Origin of the sequence: Sphingomonas sp. BK580 (assembly GCF_014194975.1) — a bacterium.
Classification (GTDB): Bacteria; Pseudomonadota; Alphaproteobacteria; order Sphingomonadales; family Sphingomonadaceae; genus Sphingomonas.
In genome coordinates, this window is record NZ_JACIAY010000010.1 from 125,919 (window position 1) to 144,330 (window position 18,412).

Consider the following 18,412-nt stretch of genomic DNA (forward strand, 5'->3'; position numbering starts at 1 on the left):
ACCGGCCGGCGCTCCCGTTGCACGCTTAGCGACGAGGTGTGAGCGTCACCCATGCGCCGACGGGCTGCCCACCGCGCAAAGCGGGCTCGAACCGAAAGTCCGCCACGTAGCGCTCGACGTAGCGCCGCTCGGCAGCGGAAGCACCCTCAATGCGTACCCGATCCACGCGGCCATTGGGAGCGACGCGCAGGCAGGCTGTCTCGTTGCGGGGTACCGCAACCCGAACCGACCCGAGCAGGCGTGGGAAACGGTCGAGCCGCGCTCGATGGCGGCAACCGCTTAACGCGATGGCGAGAGTGGCGATTTCGGGGGAGACGCCCGCCACGAGCGGCGCGTCAATCGAGTAGACGGCAGGCGGCGTCACGATGTTCCGGTCGATGAAAGCAAAGTCGGGATCCACGTAGACGAGCGGAATGGGCGAGAAGACGCCGACCAGCGTCCCGCACAGCATGACATGCACGATTGACGTCCCCAGAGCGGCGCGGAGATCGATCACACGCACACGCTATGCTCGACACAGCCTGGACGCTAGCCCGAACCCGCTTAGCTGTGGCGCGGGTTACCTGTCAGTCTCTAATCAGGCCAGACGAACCGCGACGAAGAGCGCCCGGAAGGCTCGAGCGGCGAGATGAACGAGCGGCCGCAGTCGAGAAGCGGGGAGGGGCATCTGGATGACTGGTTCTGGGTCTGGGTCTCAACGTCAGGTCAGCTGTAGCCAGTTTAGGTCGAAGCGGGCGAGGTATTTGCGCAGCCGATCCGCGTCGTTCGACGAGCTCTTCTGCGTGCGGGAGGCCGCGAACAGCACGCGGCCTGCTTCGGACAGCGAACGGCTCGATCGGCACGTTGCGACGACGTGCGCGAGCTGGACGCGGTCGAACGGGTCGAGGGTGGCCAGTGCCGCTTCGGGCAGCAGGCCTTCGAGTTGGTCAGGCTCGACTTGACTGCCGGTCCAGAGCCGCCTCAGCCGCGCGATCTCGCTCTCCACGCAGGCGAGATCGATGCGGCCCTTGGGGCTGAAGGTCGCCATGCGGGTGACGCTCGCGGCAAGATCGCGGAAGTTGCCGGGCCAGCGCGCCTCGGGGCCGGTCGCGAAGGCGAGGTATCGCTCGCGGGCCTCCTTGTTGAACGTCACCCGGTCGACCTCGCGCTCGGCATGGCGGTCGAGTTCATAGTCGAGGTTGGGGGCGATGTCCTCGCGCCGGTCGGCGAGGCCGGGGAGCGCGAAGGTCCACAGGTTCAGGCGCGCGTAGAGGTCGTCGCGGAAGGTGCCCTGCGCCACGCAGGCGGCGAGGTCGCGGTTGGTGCCGGCGATCAGCTGGAAGTCGCTCTCCACCTCCCTGTCCGAGCCGACGGGGAGGAAGCGCTTGTCCTCGATCGCGCGCAGGATCATCGCCTGCTCGTCGAGGCCGAGCTCGCCGATCTCGTCGAGGAACAGCATGCCCGTATCGGCCGAGCGGAGCAGCCCGGGCCGGTCGGCGACCGCGCCGGTGAAGGCGCCCTTGCGGTGGCCGAACAGCGCCGACATCGCGCCGTCGCCCTTCAGCGTGGCGCAGTTCACCTCGACCAGCGGCCCCTTCACCTGCCGGCGCGCCCGCTTCAGCTCGGTGATGCGGCGCGCGAGCTGGCTCTTGCCGGCGCCGGTCGGCCCCATCAGCAGCAGCGGCGCCCTGGACCGGATCGCGACCTGCTCGATCTCCTCGATCATGCGGTTGAAGGCCGCGTTGCGGGTCTCGATGCCGGATTTCAGGAAGCTGGTGCTCTCTGCCGTCGCGGCCGCGAAGCGGGTGGCGATGCTGTCGTAGCGCGACAGGTCGAGGTCGATCGCGGTCCAGGTGCCGGCGGCTTCGGTGCTCCCGCGCCGGGGCTGGGTCTGGAGCAGGCGGCCGGGGAGATAGTGCGCCTCGGTCAGCAGGAAGAGGCAGATCTGCGCGACGTGCGTTCCGGTCGTGATGTGGACGAGATAGTCCTCCGCCTCCGGGTCGAACGGGTAGGCGCGGGCGAAATCGAGGAGCTTGCCGTAGACCTCCTCGAAGTCCCACGGGTTGGCGAAGTCGATCACGTGCGGCTCGACCCGCGTCTCGGGCGAGACGGCCGCAATGTCCTCGGTAATGTAGGTGGCGAGGCGGGTGTGCTGCGCGCCGTGGAGCAGCACGAAGCGGTCGACGCGCAGGTCCTCGTGCATCGTCAGCCCGACGGATGGGCGCCACTTGTTCCAGCGCGACGGGCCAAACTTGCTGGCGTCAAGGGTGGAGCCGAGGAAGCCGAGGACGACGAGCGGTTTCATGCTGATACGTTAGGATAAGCAGAGATACTGGTCGATAGGCTTTCTGAGCTGGCCTGGTGAAGGCTCAGAGGCGGACTATCGCCGCAAGACGCGGAATACTGACCTGCGAACAGCGGCTTAGAAGATTTCTGATCCTGATGCCGGCGAGTTGGCACACCCTCTGCAATGTTGATCACGTCGGATCGGAAGCGGTCCGGCGACAGCGCGGCAGGGGCGGCCGGAATGGGCCGGCCGCCCCCGAAGCGAAGCAGGGCGTAGCTCAGTTAGTGCAGAGCGTCCGCCGTGGGAGCGGAAGGTCGCAGGTTCAAATCCTGCCGTCCTGACCAGATTACGAGGGAGTTGGACGATGGCCAACAAGGGATTGTTCGCAAACGCGGTGGCGGAGCTGCTGCCCAAGACCGATGCGGTGAACCGCGAGGCGGCGCCGGCCTATGGCTATGGGCCGGAGGCGAAGCTCGCGCAGCTCGCCGCGACGGGCACGCTCGCCGACAGCTTCTACGCGACCGCGCAGCAGCACCTCGCCGAGGCGCTGGAGGCGGCGCGCGGGTGCGATCCGCTGTTCGTAGCGAAGGCGGCGGTCTACGCTCGTCAGGCGGGCGCGATGAAGGACATGCCGGCGCTGCTGGCGGCGTATCTCACGGTCGCCGATCCCGACCTCGCGGTCCGCGTCTTTGGGCGGGTGGTCGATACCGGGCGGATGCTGCGCAGCTATGTGCAAATCCTGCGCTCGGGCCAGGTCGGGCGGACGTCGCTCGGCTCGCGGCCCAAGCGGCTGGTGACGCTGTGGCTGGAGCGCGCCTCGATCCGCGACCTGATGGCCGCGGCGACGGGTACGTCCCCGAGCCTCGCCGACATCGTGCGGATGGTGCACCCGAAGCCCGCGGATGCGGAGCGGCGGGCGTTTTACGGCTGGCTGATCGGCAAGCCGTACGACACGGCCGCGCTGCCCGCCGAGATCGTCGCCTTCGAGGCGTGGAAGCGCGACGCGACGCTGCCGCTGGCGCCCGTGCCGTTCGAGTGGCTCACCGCGCATCCGCTGACGGCGGAGCAGTGCGGCGAGCTGGCGGGGCGGATGGGCTGGCAGGCGCTTCGGATCAATCTCAACACGCTGGCGCGCAACGGCGCGTTCGGCGTGGCGGGGGTGACCGAGACGGTCGCGGGCCGGCTGGCCATACCCGTGAGTGGCGTGCTGCCTTACCAGCTGCTGGTCGCGTTGCGGTCGGTGGGGGAAGGGGTGCCGCTCGCCGTGCAGGCAGCGCTGGAGACGGCGCTCGAGGCTTCGCTCGCCAAGGTGCCGCAGGTCGCGGGCAACGTGGTCGTCTGCCCGGACGTGTCCGGGTCGATGAGCTCGCCGGCGACCGGCATCCGCAAGGGGGCGAGCTCGACCGTGCGGTGCATCGATGTCGCGGCGTTGATCGCGGCGGCGATGCTCCGAACCAACCGGCACGCCCGCGTGCTGCCGTTTGAGGTCGGTGTGGTCGACGTGGCGCTCGATCCCAACGCCCGCCTCGCCGTTAACGCGGCGAAGCTGGCGGCGGTCGGCGGGGGCGGGACCAACGTGTCGGCGCCGCTCGCACTGCTCAACAGCGAGCGGGCGGCGGTGGACCTGGTGGTGATCGTCTCGGACAACCAGTCCTGGGTCGACGCGCGGGGCTCCGGGGCAACGGCGACGATGCAGGAGTGGGAGCGGCTGAAGCGTCGTGACCCGAGCGCGAAGCTCGTCTGCGTCGACATCCAGCCGCACGGGACCACCCAGGCGGCAGGTCGGGCAGACATCCTGAACGTCGGGGGCTTCTCCGACGCCGTGTTCGAGACGGTGGCGCGGTTCGCCGAAGGGCAGACGCGCGACTGGGTCAAAATGGTCAACGATACGGAGGTATAGGAACAAGGCCGTGGCGAATGCCGGCGGGAGTACATGTCACCAGGGGAAACCCGCACGTCCAGAGTAGAGCAGCCGGGAAACCGGAAGATGGGGTTCGAGGCCCCCGGCAGACACCGTAGCTCAAAGGACGCTCTCGCTACTTCTCGTCGCCACGGCCCATCAACACACAGCGAATGCCGACCGGACTACATGGTCTGATAAACCCCGTGTCGCGGGTTCGAGTCCCGCCCCGGCCATCATGTGGCCGGGTAGCTCAGCGGTAGAGCAGGAACGTCCGGTCACCACCTCGTCGCCGTGACCACCATCAAGCTGCCGAATGCCGGCGGGACTACATCGGTATAGGCGGTTCGACTCCGCCCCCGGGCAACCCGGAAGTCTCGCCACTCTCGTCGCCAGTACCGAAAACTACGCCGGCGAATGCTGGTGGGACTACATGGGAGAGCACCCGTGCTTGCCACGGGAGGTCGGCGGTTCGATCCCGCCTCCGGTTCACCGGATAGCTCAGAAGACACGGTCTCGCCGAACCTCGTCGCCGGCAGCGAACACAACAACCGTGGCGAATGCCCGCGGGACTACATGAACTTGAGTGTCGCCGGTTCGACTCCGGCCGGGGCTTCGGCCCCGTAGCTCAGCGGTTAGAGCATCAGGCTGTCTCGCACCCACTCGTCGCCACGACCGGATACAAGGACCAGGACCATGACGACGACCTACGAGTTCCAGCCCATCCAGGGCGGCGTGCCGATCAAGAGCTGGACGCGCGGCGTGCCGGTCGACGACAAGGCGCGCGACCAGCTCGCGCGGGCGGCGCAGATGCCGTTCGTGTTCAAGCACGTGGCCGCCATGCCCGACGTCCATGTCGGCATCGGCGCGACCGTCGGCTCGGTGATCCCGACTAAGGGCGCGATCATCCCGGCCGCGGTCGGCGTCGACATCGGCTGCGGCATGATGGCGGCGCGCACCTCCTTGATGGCGAGCGACCTGCCTGACAATCTGGAGGGGGTGCGCTCGGCGATCGAGCGGGCCGTCCCGCACGGCCGCGACGTCAAGCAGGGCAAGCGCGATCCGGGCTCCTGGGGTTCGCCCCCGCCCGCGATCGTCGAGGCGTGGGGCTCGCTCGCCCAGCGCTTCCAGCGGCTCTGCGAAAAATATCCGAAGCTGGCGAAGACCAACAACCTGGTCCACCTCGGCACGCTGGGCACCGGCAACCACTTCATCGAGCTGTGCCTCGACGAGGCCGGCGTGGTGTGGGTGATGCTGCATTCGGGGTCGCGCGGGGTCGGCAACGCGATCGGCAGCTTCTTCATCGAGCTAGCGAAGCAGGACATGCGCCGCTGGTTCGTCAACCTGCCCGACGAGGACCTCGCCTACTTCCCAGAAGGGACCGAGCATTTCGACGACTATGTCGAGGCGGTCGGCTGGGCGCAGGACTATGCGGCGCTGAATCGGCGGATGATGATGACCAACGTCATCGCGGCGCTTCGCGGTGCGATTGCCAAGCCGTTCGAGGCGGAGCTGGAGGCGGTGAACTGCCACCACAACTACGTCACGCGCGAGAACCATTTCGGCGAGAACGTGCTGGTGACCCGCAAGGGCGCGGTGCGCGCGGCCAAGGGGGTGATGGGGATCATCCCGGGCTCGATGGGCGCCAAGTCGTTCATCGTGCGCGGACTGGGCAATCCGGAGTCGTTCGATAGCTGCTCGCACGGCGCCGGCCGCGTGATGAGCCGGACGCAGGCCAAGAAGCTGGTGACGCTTGACGAGCACATCGCCGACACCGCCGGCGTCGAATGCCGCAAGGACGAGGGCGTGATCGACGAGACGCCCAAGGCCTACAAGCCGATCGAGGCGGTGATGGCGGCGCAGGCCGACCTGGTCGAGATCGTCCACACATTGAAGCAGGTGGTGTGCGTCAAGGGGTGAGGCGGCGGAACAGCGACATGCCGGGGGCATGTCGCCGCCGCTTCACCGACTGCGCAAGCAGCCGGAACGGGAGCGAAGAATGAATACGGTGCAGGAGGACGCGATCGCGCCCGCGATCCGCCAGGAAATCGACGCGCGGCTGACTGCCATCGAGGAGGAGCATGACGTGCGCCTGCTACTCGCGGTCGAGTCCGGTTCGCGCGCCTGGGGTTTTCCGTCGCTCGACAGCGACTACGACGTTCGCTTCGTCTATGTGCGGCGGCGCGACTGGTACCTGTCGCTCACGCCCGGCCGCGACGTGATCGAGACACCGATCGAGGACGAGATCGACCTCAACGGCTGGGATGTCCGCAAGGCGCTCGGGCTGCTGCTCAAGTCGAACGCGGTTGTCAGCGAATGGGTCGGCTCGCCGATCCGCTACCGGCCCGACTACGCGATTGTGGCGCAATGGGCAGCACTGGCGGATGCGGTGCTCGATCCACGCGCGCTGGCGCATCACTACGCCAGCCTCGGCCGCAATGCCGCGGACCGCTGGCTAGCGGGCGACGATGCGGTTCCGGTCAAGAAGTACTTCTACGCGCTGCGCCCGGCGCTGGCGATTCGCTGCCTGCGGGAGCGGCCCGGTGAGCGCCCGGCTATGAGCCTACAAGAGCTGGTTGCGGCGGTCGATCTACCGGCATCGCTGGTGACGCAGATCGGCGATCTGGTCGAGGCCAAGCGGCGGACCAACGAGCGCGCGAACGGGAGGCGGCTGCCAGACCTCGATGCGCTCATCCGTGACGAACTCGCGCGAGCGGGCGAAGTTCGGGCGACGACGTCCGACCCGAGGCTACAGGCAGAGGCCGATAAGTTGTTTCTGGAACTGGTGAATACATGATCACGATCGACGGATCGGAAGGCGAGGGCGGGGGACAGGTGGTGCGCAACGCGTGCGCGCTGTCGCTCGTCACCGGCGAGCCTGTCCGCATTACCAATGTCCGCGCGCGCCGGTCCAAGCCGGGGCTGATGCGCCAGCACGTCACCGCAGTTGAGGCCGCATGCACGATCGGCGGAGGCGAGTGCGAGGGGCTGACGGTGGGCTCGTCCGAGGTCACCTTCCGCCCGGGCCGCGTCACGCCCGGCGACTACCGGTTCGCGGTCGGCACCGCGGGCTCAACAGGGCTTGTTCTCCAGACGGTGCTGATGCCGCTCTTGCTAGCCGGCGCACCCTCGCGGCTGGTGCTGGAGGGGGGCACGCACAACATGCTGGGCCCGCCGTTCGACTTCATCGCCCGCGTCTTCCTGCCGATCATCAACCGCATGGGACCGCGAGTCGAGGCGAAGTTGGTGCGCCACGGCTTCTACCCGCGCGGTGGCGGGCAGATCGAGGTGGTAATCGAGCCGGCGCCGCTACGGCAGATCGAGTGCCTGACGCGGGGTGCAGCGCTGGAGGTGAGCGCGTGCGCGCTATCCGCCGGGCTGCCGTTCTCCATCGCCGAGCGGGAGATCGCCGTCGTCCGCAAGGACCTCGGCTGGTCCGAGCGCGAGAGCTATGTCCGCGAGCTGCCCGAGGATCAGGGGCCGGGCAACATCCTGCTGCTCGAGGCGCGCTTCGAGCATGCGACGGAGATCGTCAGCGGCTTCGGCCGGCTCGGCGTAACGGCCGAGAGCCTTGCGCGTCAGGCATGCGCGCGCATGCGCGGCTATCTCGCCTGCGACGCCTTTGCCGGGCCGTACCTCGCCGACCAGCTGCTGCTGCCGACGGCGGTCGCGGGCGGCGGGACGTTCACGACAGTGAAGCCGAGCGAACATGCCCGCACCGCGGCGGCGGTGATCGAGCACTTCACGGGCAAGCGGACCAGCTTCGTCCAGCAAGAGGGAGGGGAGCACCGGGTTACGTTCGCCTGATTGCGGCCGTAGCGATTGTCTGCTATCGGCCGCGCCGTTCGCCCTCATCGGCGAACGCCCAAGGAGTGACTGCATTGCTGGACATGACCGCCTATCGCGGTGATCGGTCCGGTGGTTGCCGACCCTTCGCGTAAGACGTCCCACGACGTGAGCGCAGGTCGGCTTTCGCCGGCCCCGCACCTCGACACAGAACTGACGAGACCAGGATGCGCGTGGTGCTGCCGCGCGTCCGATGCCATTGTGGGACTATCATGGACGAACATGCGATTGTCCAAAGCATGCTGCTCCGGGTGGCGGGCGGCGTGCCCGCGACGGCGCCGCTGGCCAGGGCGGTGCTGGAATGGGCGCAGCCGCACGCCGAATGGCTGGTGCCAGCGTGCGAAGACGAACTGACCTGGGACGTGCTGCTGGCCGGGGTGGCGGAGCCGCGCTTGGCCTCGGTCCGGCCGCAGGTGCTGGAACTGGCGGATGCGCTGGCGGAGTTGCTGGTGCTGGCGCCGTTCGACGCCGCGCTCTTGCGGCTGATGGTGGCGTGCGACCGTCTCCCGCGCGTCGGTGCGCTCGCGCGAGTGGCAAGCCGCCACGGCCATGACCTGCCGCTGCTGCTGGGCGAACTCGCCGGAGCCGCGCCGCACGAGGCGGACCGAGCCGTCCGGCGCAGCGTGCCCGTTCGGCTCGATCTGGCGAGCTTCGTCGCGAACCGGCAGGGCGAGGTCGAGGTTAACATCCGCTGGACGCTGGAGCGGCTGCTCGATCGCGCGCCGGCTGGCGGCGAGGCGATGCTCGACGCGCTCGTCGGCCAGCGGCAGCCGGCGACGCTGTCGCTTGCCGACTTCGGGCATGTCGCGGACGCCGACTTCCTCGTCCGCCTGCTGGCCGGCGCGCTCGCCGAGGGAGCGGCAGGCGTCAACATCCTGATCCACGGCCCGCCCGGCACCGGCAAGACCGAGCTCGCCCGCACGCTCGCCGCGGCGGCCGGCGCGGCGCTCCACGCGGTCGGCGAGGCGGACGAGGACGGCGAGGAGCCGAACCGCTGGGAGCGGGTCGCCGCGCTCGGCTTGGCGCAGCGGCTGCTCGCCGGCCGCAAGGGTGCGGTGCTCCTGTTCGACGAGATGGAGGACCTGATCGGCGACGCACGCCCCTCGGGCGGCGACTGGTTCGCCAAGCGCGAGGGCAGCAAGGTGTTCGTCAACCGGTTGCTGGAGGCGAACCCGGTCCCGGTGATCTGGACCACCAACGCGCTCGGCAACATCGACGGCGCGATCCTGCGACGGATGAGCTTCGTCCTGAAGCTCGACCTGCCGTCGCGCCGCGCCGCACAGGCGATGCTGGAGCGGGTCGCGGCGGACGAGCGGGTGCTCCCGGGTGAGCACTTCGGCACGTTGCTGGATGCTGCGCCCGAGACCGCGACGGTGCTTCGCGTCGCCGCGCGTGCAGGTCGGCTTGCGGGCGAGGCGGATGGCGGCACGCGGGCGGCGGAGGCACTTGTTCGCGCGCTCCGGGGCGGCGCGATGCCGGCGCCCGGTGCGCCTGCTTTCGACCTCGACCTGTTCGAGACCGATCTTGCCTTCGACCGCCTGATCGCAGGCATGAACGAGGCGGCGGACGTGTCGCTGCTCCTCACCGGCGCGCCCGGGACGGGCAAGACCGCCTTCGCGCACCACCTCGCCCGCGCCGTGGACCGGCCGCTGCTGGTCAAGCGCGCGTCCGACCTGCTGTCCAAGTGGGTCGGAGAGACCGAGGCGCAGATCGCCGACGCCTTCGCCGAGGCACGCCGGCGCGAGGCGGTGCTGCTCTTCGACGAGGCGGACTCGCTCCTGTTCGACCGCACCACAGCGCGGACGAGCTGGGAGGTCGGGCAGGTCAACGAGCTGCTGACCTGGCTCGACCGCCACCCACTGCCTGTGATTGCGGCGACCAACCACGAACACCGGCTCGATCCTGCAACGCTGCGTCGCTTCGTGTTCAAGCTGCGCCTCGCGCCACTCGGTCGGGAGCGGGCGGCGCGCGCGTTCGAGCGGTTCTTCGGGACTTCGGCTCCGGCAGCGTTAGCGGAAGTCGACGGTCTCACCCCCGGCGACTTTGCTGTAGTAGCCCGCCAGCTCCGCTTTGCGCCGGCCAGAGGTGCGGAGGATCTGGTAGGACGCTTGCGGCTTGAGGCGGCCGCGAAGCCATCCTTGTCGGTCAAGATCGGGTTTTAACCGATGATCCGGTGATCTCAGCCGAGGGTGTAGCTTGGGCGTGATTGCCGAGTCTGAACGAGTGTCTGGTTTCCGGTGCCGCTCAAACGCGTGTGGACCTCCGACTCTAAGTTCCCTGAGCTGAGATCGTATTAATGCGTTCGAGCACGTTAGCTCTCGTGACTCCATTCCGGGCTCGTCAGGTTGTGAAAGCTAACGGTAGCCGGCGTTGACATCGATCAAGGCCTGCAACACCACGCCAACGTGATGATCGCATGATGCGCCTGCGGCATATCGAGGTTTTCCACGCGGTCTACTCGGCCAGGTCGGTCAGCGCAGCGGCGCGTGCGCTCCACGTGTCGCAGCCATCCGTAACCAAGGTGCTGCAACACGCCGAGCAGGTGCTCGGCTTCCCGCTGTTCGAGCGGATCAAGGGCAAAATGGTGCCCACTGCCGACGCGCACGCGCTGTTCGACGACGCCGCCGCGATCCAGGACGGCGTCCATCTCATGCAGCAGCGCGCGCGCAACCTGCGACGCGGCCGCGACACCACGCTGCGGCTGTCGACGCTGCCCTCGCTCGGGCTGGGCGCGATCCCGCGGGCGGTGGCGCGCTTCCTCGAGCGCCACCGCGAGGTGCGTTTCGAGCTCCACACCATCCACACCGCCGACATCGCGCGCAACCTGCTCGAGGGCGAGAGCGACATCGTGATCAGCTATCACCGCCCGCGCGGTGCGGCGTTGCAGAGCCTGCGCGTCGGCCGCGGCGAGATGGTGCTCCTCTACCGCGCCGGGGCGCTGCGCGACCCGCCCGCGCGCGTGCCGCTCGACCGGCTCGCCGGCCTGCCCTTCGTCTCGACCGTCGACAGCGGGCCGCAGGGGCAGATGTTGCTCGCCGCGCTGGAGCAGCACGACGTCCAGCTAGACGAGGTCGCCGCGGCGCGCACCTTCTTCGTCGCCGCCGCGCTGGTCGAGGCCGGCGTCGGCGTGACCGTGGTCGACAGCTACACGGCGGGCACGGCGGTGGCGCAGGGACTGGAGAGCCGTCCGCTCGATCCCCCGATCGCGTTCGACGTCTACGCGCTCTATCCCGAGAACCGCCCGCCCGGCGCGCTGGCGGCGACCTTCCTCGACCACCTGATCGCGAGCCTCGCGGCAGACCTAAGACCATAGCGCGCGGCTATGGCGTGCCACCGGGATAACATCGGACAATAGTCTTTCCCTTTCGGGCCGTTCGACGCAAGAACGTGTCACACAGATCGGGAGCGGTGACAGATACGCTCGCCCGGGCATCTCGCGATGCGCTCGGGCGCGCCGTCACCATGCCCGGCCGCGCGCCGCCAGCGGCCGCACCGCCCGCCACCGGGCTTTCCGCAGGGAGAACGACGACGCGCCGCGCGAGCGGCCACGCAAAGGGGTTTGTTGATGTTGTACGTAAGTTTGTTCCGCCGCGCGCTCGCGGCGGGCGGCAGCGCGCTCGCGCTGTCCGCCACGCTCGCCGCGCCGGCGCTCGCGCAGTCGGCCGCGCCAGCGGCGGCCGCTGCCGATGCCGGCATCGACCCGGCCACCACCTCCGTCTCCGCCACGCCCGATCAGGCGAGTGCGCTAGATCAACGCGACGCTGCCGGGCAGGACGTCGTCGTCACCGGGTCGCGCATCGATCGCGCGGGTTACGACGCGCCCACACCCACGCTGCGAGTCACCGCGACCGACCTGAGCGTCGGCGGCCGGCCCAACGTTGCCGCGGCGCTCAACGACCTGCCGCAGTTCCGCGCCACCACCTCGGCGCAGACCACCGGCACCAACACCGGCGCGGGCACCGCCCCGGTCGACCTGCGCGGGCTCGGCACCAGCCGCACCCTGGTGCTGCTCGACGGGCGCCGCTTCGCCAGCGACAACGACCTCAACACGATCCCGACGGTGCTGATCAAGAGCGTCGACGTGGTCACCGGCGGCGCCTCGGCCGCGTGGGGCTCGGGCGCGGTCGCGGGCGTGGTCAACGTCAGCATCGACGACCGTTTCAACGGGCTGCGGCTCGGCGCGCAGGCGGGCATCTCCTCGTTCAACGACGCCGCCGAGCGCCGCTTCGAGGGCGCGTTCGGCGCCGCGTTCGCGGGCGGGCGCGGCCACGTGCTGGTCGGCGGCGAGTATCTCGACAATGACGGCGTGGTGCCCAAGGTCAGCCGGCCGCGGATCGGCCGCTGGGCCACCGTGGCCGACGGCGCCGGACGCTTCGTGCTCGCGCCCGACGTCGGCTTCTCCAACGCGGCCTATGGCGGGCTGATCATGTCGGGGGTGCTCGCCGGCGACGCCTTCAACCCCGACGGCACGCTGCGCCGCTTCGACGGCGGCACCGTGCGCGGCACCAACTCGATCGGCGGCGAGGGACCGTCCAACGACGACCTCAGCCCGCTGGTGACGCCGCAGCGCCGCTACAATGGCCTGGCGCGCGTCAGCTACGAGCTATCGGACGCGGTGAAGGCGACCGCCGAGGTGCGCCACTCGCGCATGTACAACAACTACATCTGGTTCGGCGATCACAACCGCAGCAGTGCCACGAGCGGGCTGCGGATCGGCAGCGACAACGCCTTCCTACCGGCGGCGGTGCGCGAGCAGATGGCGGCGGCGGGGCAGACGAGCTTCTTCCTCGGCCGCTTCAACAACGACTTCGCTTACTCGACGATCGACTTCGAGCGCGAGACCACGCAGGCGACGCTGGCGCTGGACGGCACGATCGGCACCCGGCTGCGCTGGAGCGCCTATTACACCCACGGCGCGTTCCAGAACAACATCGACACGCCGGGCTTCATCCTGACGCAGAACTATGCCCAGGCGGTCGACTCGATCGTCAGCCCGACAACGGGCCAGCCGATCTGCCGCGTCGCGCTGACCGACCCGGGCACCGCCTGCGTGCCGATCAACCTGTTCGGCGAGGGCGCGCCGTCCGCCGCGGCGGCGGCCTATGTCACCGGCACGCCGATGTCGCGCTCGACCACCAAGCTCGACGTCACCGGCTTCTCGCTGCGCGGCGAGCCGTTCGCGCTGCCCGCGGGCGACGTCTCGTTCGCGGCCGGGTTCGAGGCGCGCAAGGAGCAGATCGACACGCGCGTCGGCGCGCTCGACCTGGCGCGCGCCTTCACCTCGTTCAGCTTCTCGCCGCTGGCGGGCGCGTTCACGGTGAAGGAGGCGTTCGGCGAGCTGCTGGTGCCGCTGATCCACGACACGCCGCTGCTGCGCCGGCTCGAGCTCAACGGCGCGGTGCGCGTCAGCGACTATAGCACGACCGGCTCGATCTGGTCGTACAAGCTGGGTGGCACCAACGAGTTCTTTCCCGGGCTGCGCGGCCGCGCGACCTACTCGCGCGACATCCGCTCGGCCAGCCTGTCCGAGCTCTTCACCCAATCGACGATCGGCTACAACAACCTGACCGACCCGCAGACCGGGCAGAGCGTCTACGTCCAGAACATTGGCGGCGGGAACGTCGCGCTGCGCCCGGAGGTGGCGAACACCTTCACTGGCGGCGTAACCTGGTCGCCCGCGTCGGTCGCCGGGCTCAACCTGACGGTCGACTATTACGATATCCGGATCGACGACGTGATCACCACGATCGCGCCGCAGGACCTGGTAACGCGCTGCTTCGCCGGCAACCTCGACCTGTGCTCGCGGATCGACCGCGACGCCGCGGGCACGTTGGTCCGCACCCGCTCCACCTTCGTCAACCTGTCGCAGTACCAGACCAACGGGATCGACGCCGAGCTGTCGTACCTGCTGCCGCTCAGCCGGCTCGGGGTCGAGAGCGGCGGGCGGCTGCGCTTCCGCCTGCTCGGCACCTGGGTCGACGGGCTCAGCACCGACGACGGTGTCAGCCAGATCGAGTACGTCCGCTCGCAGGGCTACTCCTTCGGGCTGGGCGTGCCGAAGTGGCGGGTCAACGGCGCGATCGGTTACGACGACAAGACCTACTCCGCCGAGCTGCGCGCGCGCTACATCTCGCCGGGCGAGTATAACCTGACTCAGGACATCGCCAACGGCCATATCGGCGCCTACACCTATGTCGACCTGCAGCTCGCCGCGCGCATACCGGTGACGAGCGGGCCGTCGCTCGAGGTCTACGCCAACGCGAGCAACCTGTTCGACAAGGCACCGCCGATGGGCTCGCTCTACTCGCCTTACTATGACGTGATCGGCCGCTACGTCACGGTCGGCGCTCGCGTCCGCTTCTGATCCCTAACCGTCGCCGTCCTCGGCGGCGACGGTACTCTTCCCGGAGACCTGCCATGCGGCCGCTGCGCCCAGTTCTGTTCGCCACCGCGCTCCTCCTCCCGCTCGCAGCCGCCGCGCAGGCGGGCGATCCCGGCGCGATGCCCGGCGCCACCCTGGCCAAACCGGCGGCGATCGTCGCCGACGGGGTGCCGGCCATCCCGGTCGCGCTCGCCGAGGCGACCCGCCCCTATCTCCAGACGCGGCGCGCGCAGTTCCTCGGCTGGAACGACGCCGACCGTTCGATGCTGATCCGCACCCGCTTCAGCAGCACCGATCAGGTGCACCGCGTCGCCGCGCCGCTCGCGTCGCGGCACCAGCTCAGCTTCGAGGATGAGCCGATCCTCGCCGCGACGCTGGCGCCCGGCCGCGCCGACGCGCTGGTGGTGCAGAAGGATGTCGGCGGCGGTGAATTCTATCAGCTTTACCGCCTCGCCGATGGCCGGCTTGCGCTGCTGACCGACGGCAAGAGCCGGAACTGGTTCGGCGCCTGGAGCCGCGACGGCGCGCTGGTCGGCTATTCCTCGACGCGGCGCAATGGCGCCGACAGCGACCTCTACGTGATCGACCCGCGCGACCGCGCCAGCGACCGCCGCGTCGCGCAGGTGCGCGGCGGCGGCTGGAACATCGCCGATTTCTCAAGCGACGGGCGCCGCGCGCTGGTGCTCAACCGCCAGTCGATCAACAAGGCCGACCTCTACGAGCTCGACCTCGCCTCGGGCACCCTCCGCGCGCTCACCGACGTGAAAGCGCAGGTGTCGTACGAGCATCCGCGCTACGGCGCCGGTGGCGCCATCTGGGTCGTGTCCGACGCTGGCGGCGCCGACTTCCTGCGGCTCGGCCGGCTCGACGAGCGTGGCCGCTTCACCGCGGTAACGCGCGAGCCGCGCTGGGACGTGAGCGACTATGCGCTGTCACCCGACGGCGCGACGATCGCCTATGCCGTCAACGAGGCGGGGATCAGCCGGCTGCGTGTGCTCGACGTCGCCGGCGGGACGGTGCGGCCGGTGACCGGTCTGCCCGAGGGCGTCATTCCGTACAGCATCGGCCCGGCGCTGGAGATCTCCCCCTGGGGTGTGATCGGGCTGAGTATCGGGTCGGCGCGCGTGCCCGGCGATGCCTTCGCGGTGGATGCGAGGACGCTGGCCGTTACACGCTGGACCGACAGCGAGGCGGGCGGACTTGATCCAGCCAACAACGCGGCGCCGCAGCTGGTCGAAGTTAAGAGCTTTGACGGCGAGACCGTGTCGGGGTTCCTCTACCGGCCCGACGCACGTCGTTTCCCGGGCAAGCGGCCGCTGGTGGTGGATATCCACGGCGGCCCCGAGGGCCAGACCCGGCCCGACTTCCTGGGCGCCGACAATTACCTGCTCAACGAGCTCGGCGTGGCGCTGTTCTACCCCAACGTGCGCGGCTCGTCGGGCTTCGGCAAGCGCTTCGTCAATCTCGACAACGGCCCGGACCTGCGCGAAAATTCGGTGCGCGACGTCGGCGCCTTCCTCGACGCGCTCGAGCGTGACCCGGCGCTGGACCCGGCGCGTTTTGCGGTGACCGGCGTCTCCTATGGCGGCTACATGTGCTACGCCAGCGCGATCCGCTACGCGGCGCGGTTCAAGGGCGCGAACTGCTATGTCGCGATCTCAAACTTCGTCACCTTTCTCGAGAACACGCAGAGCTATCGCCGCGACCTGCGCCGCGTCGAATATGGCGACGAGCGCGATCCCCGCCAGCGCGCCAAGCTCACCGCGATCTCGCCGCTCACCAGCGTCGACAAGATCACCATGCCGCTGCTGGTGGCGACCGGCGGCAACGACCCGCGCGTGCCCAAGTCGGAGGCCGACCAGATGATCGCGGCGGTGCGCGGCCGCGGTGGCACGGCCTGGCACCTGATCGCGCGGAACGAGGGACATGGCTTCCGCAAGAAGGAGAACAGCGACTATTACTTCAACACGTCAATGTTGTTCTGGCAGACAACGTTACTTGCAGGGTCTGCCGATCCGACACGTTAAGATGCACCTTGGCCATGGAGCCTGGATGTCCGACCGCCCTCCCGGGTCTCAGGCAAGAAGGCGAGAGCGCAGAGAGCGACCAAAGCATCTCAGGGCGCGAGCGTGATCTCCTAATCCAAGCGTCACGCTTCACATGAACACGGAGGAAACAGCCGTGGCACTTTGCCGATGGGCAAAGTGCCACGAGTGGTCAAACGGCGTCGGATCGAAGAAGGGGACTCACTCGCGAGTCCGACTGCGCTTGTAATGTTCCATGTTCCAGCACGACCTGTTTCCGCCCGAGCGGTGCGACGAGCAAGCCAAGCGTAGCGCCTCCCGCCCACTGCTTGACCTACCCGCAATCCTTGAGCGATTGACCGCGTCTTGCGAGCGACCGCGCTACAGCTTTATGGTTCTGAACCTTATCGCTCAGGCCGGGGCGCGCAGCGGCTCGGCGGGACCGCATATCCACGAAGGCGATACAATCATCCCGATCCGCGACTGGCTTTGCGATGCCTTGTTGCCAATCGCGCAGCACGATCCTCGGCGGCTCGATCTCTCCCAAAAGGTGCGTCGCGAGCTTGAGGCCGAGCGGGTTCTCCCTGTCGACCCGGAGCTTGCGCAACGCCTCGTGGACGAGACAGTGGGCGAACGTCTCCGTCGGTCGGGCCGTACCAACGTCAGTCGTGCCGTGTCAGAGCTCGTCCGCGCCGGCCTCGTCGCGCGGCACTATCAGGGCTACCGTGTCGATCATCGAAACCGCGGCGCTAAGCGGCAGGCGGTCTACACGGTCGTGCCAGAGGCACGGCGTGCGCTCGGATCTGGCAAGTGATCGAGCAGCGTTCGGTTGACCGGAAGACTCGCCGTCCGCTTTCCTTGTTGTTTCAGTGCCAGAGGGTGGCCACTCACGCCGAAGCACGACTGTTGCGAGCCGGCTGAACGAATGGCGGGATTTTGGAGCCGGATAGTTGGCGCTGAGTGACCGCTTATTGGTCAATGGAGCAACTCGGGCCGCGTAGTTCAACGGCTAGCGTGCAGCAATTGCTTGGCATCGATCGCTGGCGCGAAACCTTGCGCAAGGTAGTCGATCAGAGCGCGGACGGCGGGCGGCAGACCACGCCGAGTCGTGAACACCAGGTGGACGATGCCGACCTGCGCGTGCCAGGCCGGCAGCACCCGCACCAGCTTACCCGAAGCGAGCGCCGAGCGGCAGACGCGATCGGGTAGGAGTGCCACGCCCAGCCCCGCCGCAGCGGCGTCGAGCAGCTGATCCATCTGGGTGCATCCGAGGCGCGGTTGCACCCGGACCGTCTGCTTGCGACCATCGTCCGTTTCGAGGCGCCAGTCGACTTCATCGTCTTCATCGTTCGTCGACAAGGCCGGCAGAGTGGCAAGCTGCTCTACCGTCCTAACGCCACTCGCGACTTGCGGACTGGCCACAAGAATACGGACCGAGCGCCCGAGCGAGCGGATCGTCAGTTCGGCATCGCTGCTGAGCTCCGCCCGCACCCGTAACGCGAGGTCGACGCGTTCCGCGATGAGGTCGACGGGGCGGTCGGTGGCGATGAGTTGAAGCCGGACCTTCGGGTATCGCGCACCGAACGAAGTAACGAGTTCCGAGATCGGCGCGACCATGCCGCTCGGGCAGCTGAAGCGAATGCGCCCGTGCGGTTCGGCTTGCGCCTGCATCACTAACGCTTCGGCCTGCTCCGCCTCGGCGAGCATGGCGCGGCACCGCTGGTAGAACGCCTCTCCCGTTTCGGTCACGCGAAAGCGGCGACTCGAGCGCTCGATCAGGCGCAGCCCTAGGCGCTCCTCCAGCGCGGCGATGCGCCGGCTGAGCGTCGACTTCGGCTCTCGCATCGCGCGACCCGCTGCGGCGAAGCCGCCGTGGCTCACCACTTCCGCAAAATAGGCGAGGTCGTTCAGGTCCGTCCGCATCATCGTTCCTCTGGTGGAACGCTAGGTGCCGAAATCGCCGACTACAAGCGACATCGTGTCACACGCATCTA

12 protein-coding genes and 2 tRNA genes are annotated in these 18,412 nt (G+C 68.7%); 11 read left to right on the forward strand and 3 right to left on the reverse strand.

Annotated elements, in window-relative coordinates; translation table 11 throughout:
* Positions 1-25: 25 nt before the first annotated feature.
* Together FHY05_RS16780 and rtcR are read right to left on the reverse strand one after the other, a co-directional pair.
* Entirely contained in the window at positions 26-496 is a 471-nt protein-coding gene (locus tag FHY05_RS16780) for a hypothetical protein (protein WP_183945593.1), read from the reverse strand.
* 204 nt (positions 497-700) lie between these two features.
* The gene (gene rtcR / locus FHY05_RS16785; RefSeq protein ID WP_183945594.1) at positions 701-2,284 is read right to left on the reverse strand and encodes an RNA repair transcriptional activator RtcR; all 1,584 of its coding nucleotides are present in this window, start codon (positions 2,282-2,284) and stop codon (positions 701-703) included.
* A 248-nt stretch (positions 2,285-2,532) separates the two neighbouring features.
* Between rtcR and FHY05_RS16790 the strand changes: the two genes are divergently transcribed.
* The 11 genes from FHY05_RS16790 to FHY05_RS16840 all read left to right on the forward strand — a co-directional run bounded on the left by FHY05_RS16790 (position 2,533) and on the right by FHY05_RS16840 (position 17,232).
* Positions 2,533-2,610, forward strand: a tRNA-Pro gene (locus FHY05_RS16790).
* 20 nt (positions 2,611-2,630) lie between these two features.
* On the forward strand, positions 2,631-4,166 hold the full coding sequence (locus tag FHY05_RS16795; protein WP_183945595.1) for an RNA-binding protein: 1,536 nt from the start codon (positions 2,631-2,633) through the stop codon (positions 4,164-4,166).
* Between the two features lie 242 nt (positions 4,167-4,408).
* Positions 4,409-4,532, forward strand: a tRNA-OTHER gene (locus FHY05_RS16800).
* A gap of 330 nt (positions 4,533-4,862) precedes the next feature.
* Positions 4,863-6,086 carry an RtcB family protein gene (locus FHY05_RS16805; protein WP_183945596.1) on the forward strand — a complete coding sequence of 408 codons (1,224 nt, stop codon included), beginning with the start codon at positions 4,863-4,865 and terminating at the stop codon, positions 6,084-6,086.
* 79 nt (positions 6,087-6,165) lie between these two features.
* The gene (locus FHY05_RS16810; protein WP_183945597.1) at positions 6,166-6,963 is read left to right on the forward strand and encodes a nucleotidyltransferase domain-containing protein; all 798 of its coding nucleotides are present in this window, start codon (positions 6,166-6,168) and stop codon (positions 6,961-6,963) included.
* Complete coding sequence (rtcA, locus tag FHY05_RS16815; protein ID WP_183945598.1) at positions 6,960-7,973, forward strand: RNA 3'-terminal phosphate cyclase; 1,014 nt, start codon at positions 6,960-6,962, stop codon at positions 7,971-7,973. The genes FHY05_RS16810 and rtcA overlap by 4 nt, the downstream gene beginning before the upstream one ends.
* A gap of 278 nt (positions 7,974-8,251) precedes the next feature.
* Positions 8,252-10,174, forward strand: a complete 1,923-nt coding sequence (locus FHY05_RS16820) for an ATP-binding protein (RefSeq protein WP_260181646.1) — start codon at positions 8,252-8,254, stop codon at positions 10,172-10,174.
* Positions 10,175-10,431: 257 nt separating this feature from the next.
* Positions 10,432-11,325: a LysR family transcriptional regulator gene (locus FHY05_RS16825; protein ID WP_183945600.1), complete on the forward strand. Its 894-nt coding sequence runs from the start codon at positions 10,432-10,434 to the stop codon at positions 11,323-11,325.
* A 252-nt stretch (positions 11,326-11,577) separates the two neighbouring features.
* A complete protein-coding gene (locus FHY05_RS16830) occupies positions 11,578-14,376 on the forward strand; it encodes a TonB-dependent siderophore receptor (RefSeq protein WP_183945601.1) in 2,799 nt (932 codons plus the stop codon).
* Positions 14,377-14,429: 53 nt separating this feature from the next.
* Complete coding sequence (locus FHY05_RS16835) at positions 14,430-16,421, forward strand: prolyl oligopeptidase family serine peptidase (protein WP_183945602.1); 1,992 nt, start codon at positions 14,430-14,432, stop codon at positions 16,419-16,421.
* 253 nt (positions 16,422-16,674) lie between these two features.
* Entirely contained in the window at positions 16,675-17,232 is a 558-nt protein-coding gene (locus FHY05_RS16840; RefSeq protein ID WP_183945603.1) for a hypothetical protein, read from the forward strand.
* 188 nt (positions 17,233-17,420) lie between these two features.
* On the opposite strand, the gene FHY05_RS16845 is transcribed toward FHY05_RS16840, so the two are convergent.
* Positions 17,421-18,341, reverse strand: a complete 921-nt coding sequence (locus FHY05_RS16845) for a LysR substrate-binding domain-containing protein (RefSeq protein ID WP_183945604.1) — start codon at positions 18,339-18,341, stop codon at positions 17,421-17,423.
* Positions 18,342-18,412 lie beyond the last annotated feature (71 nt).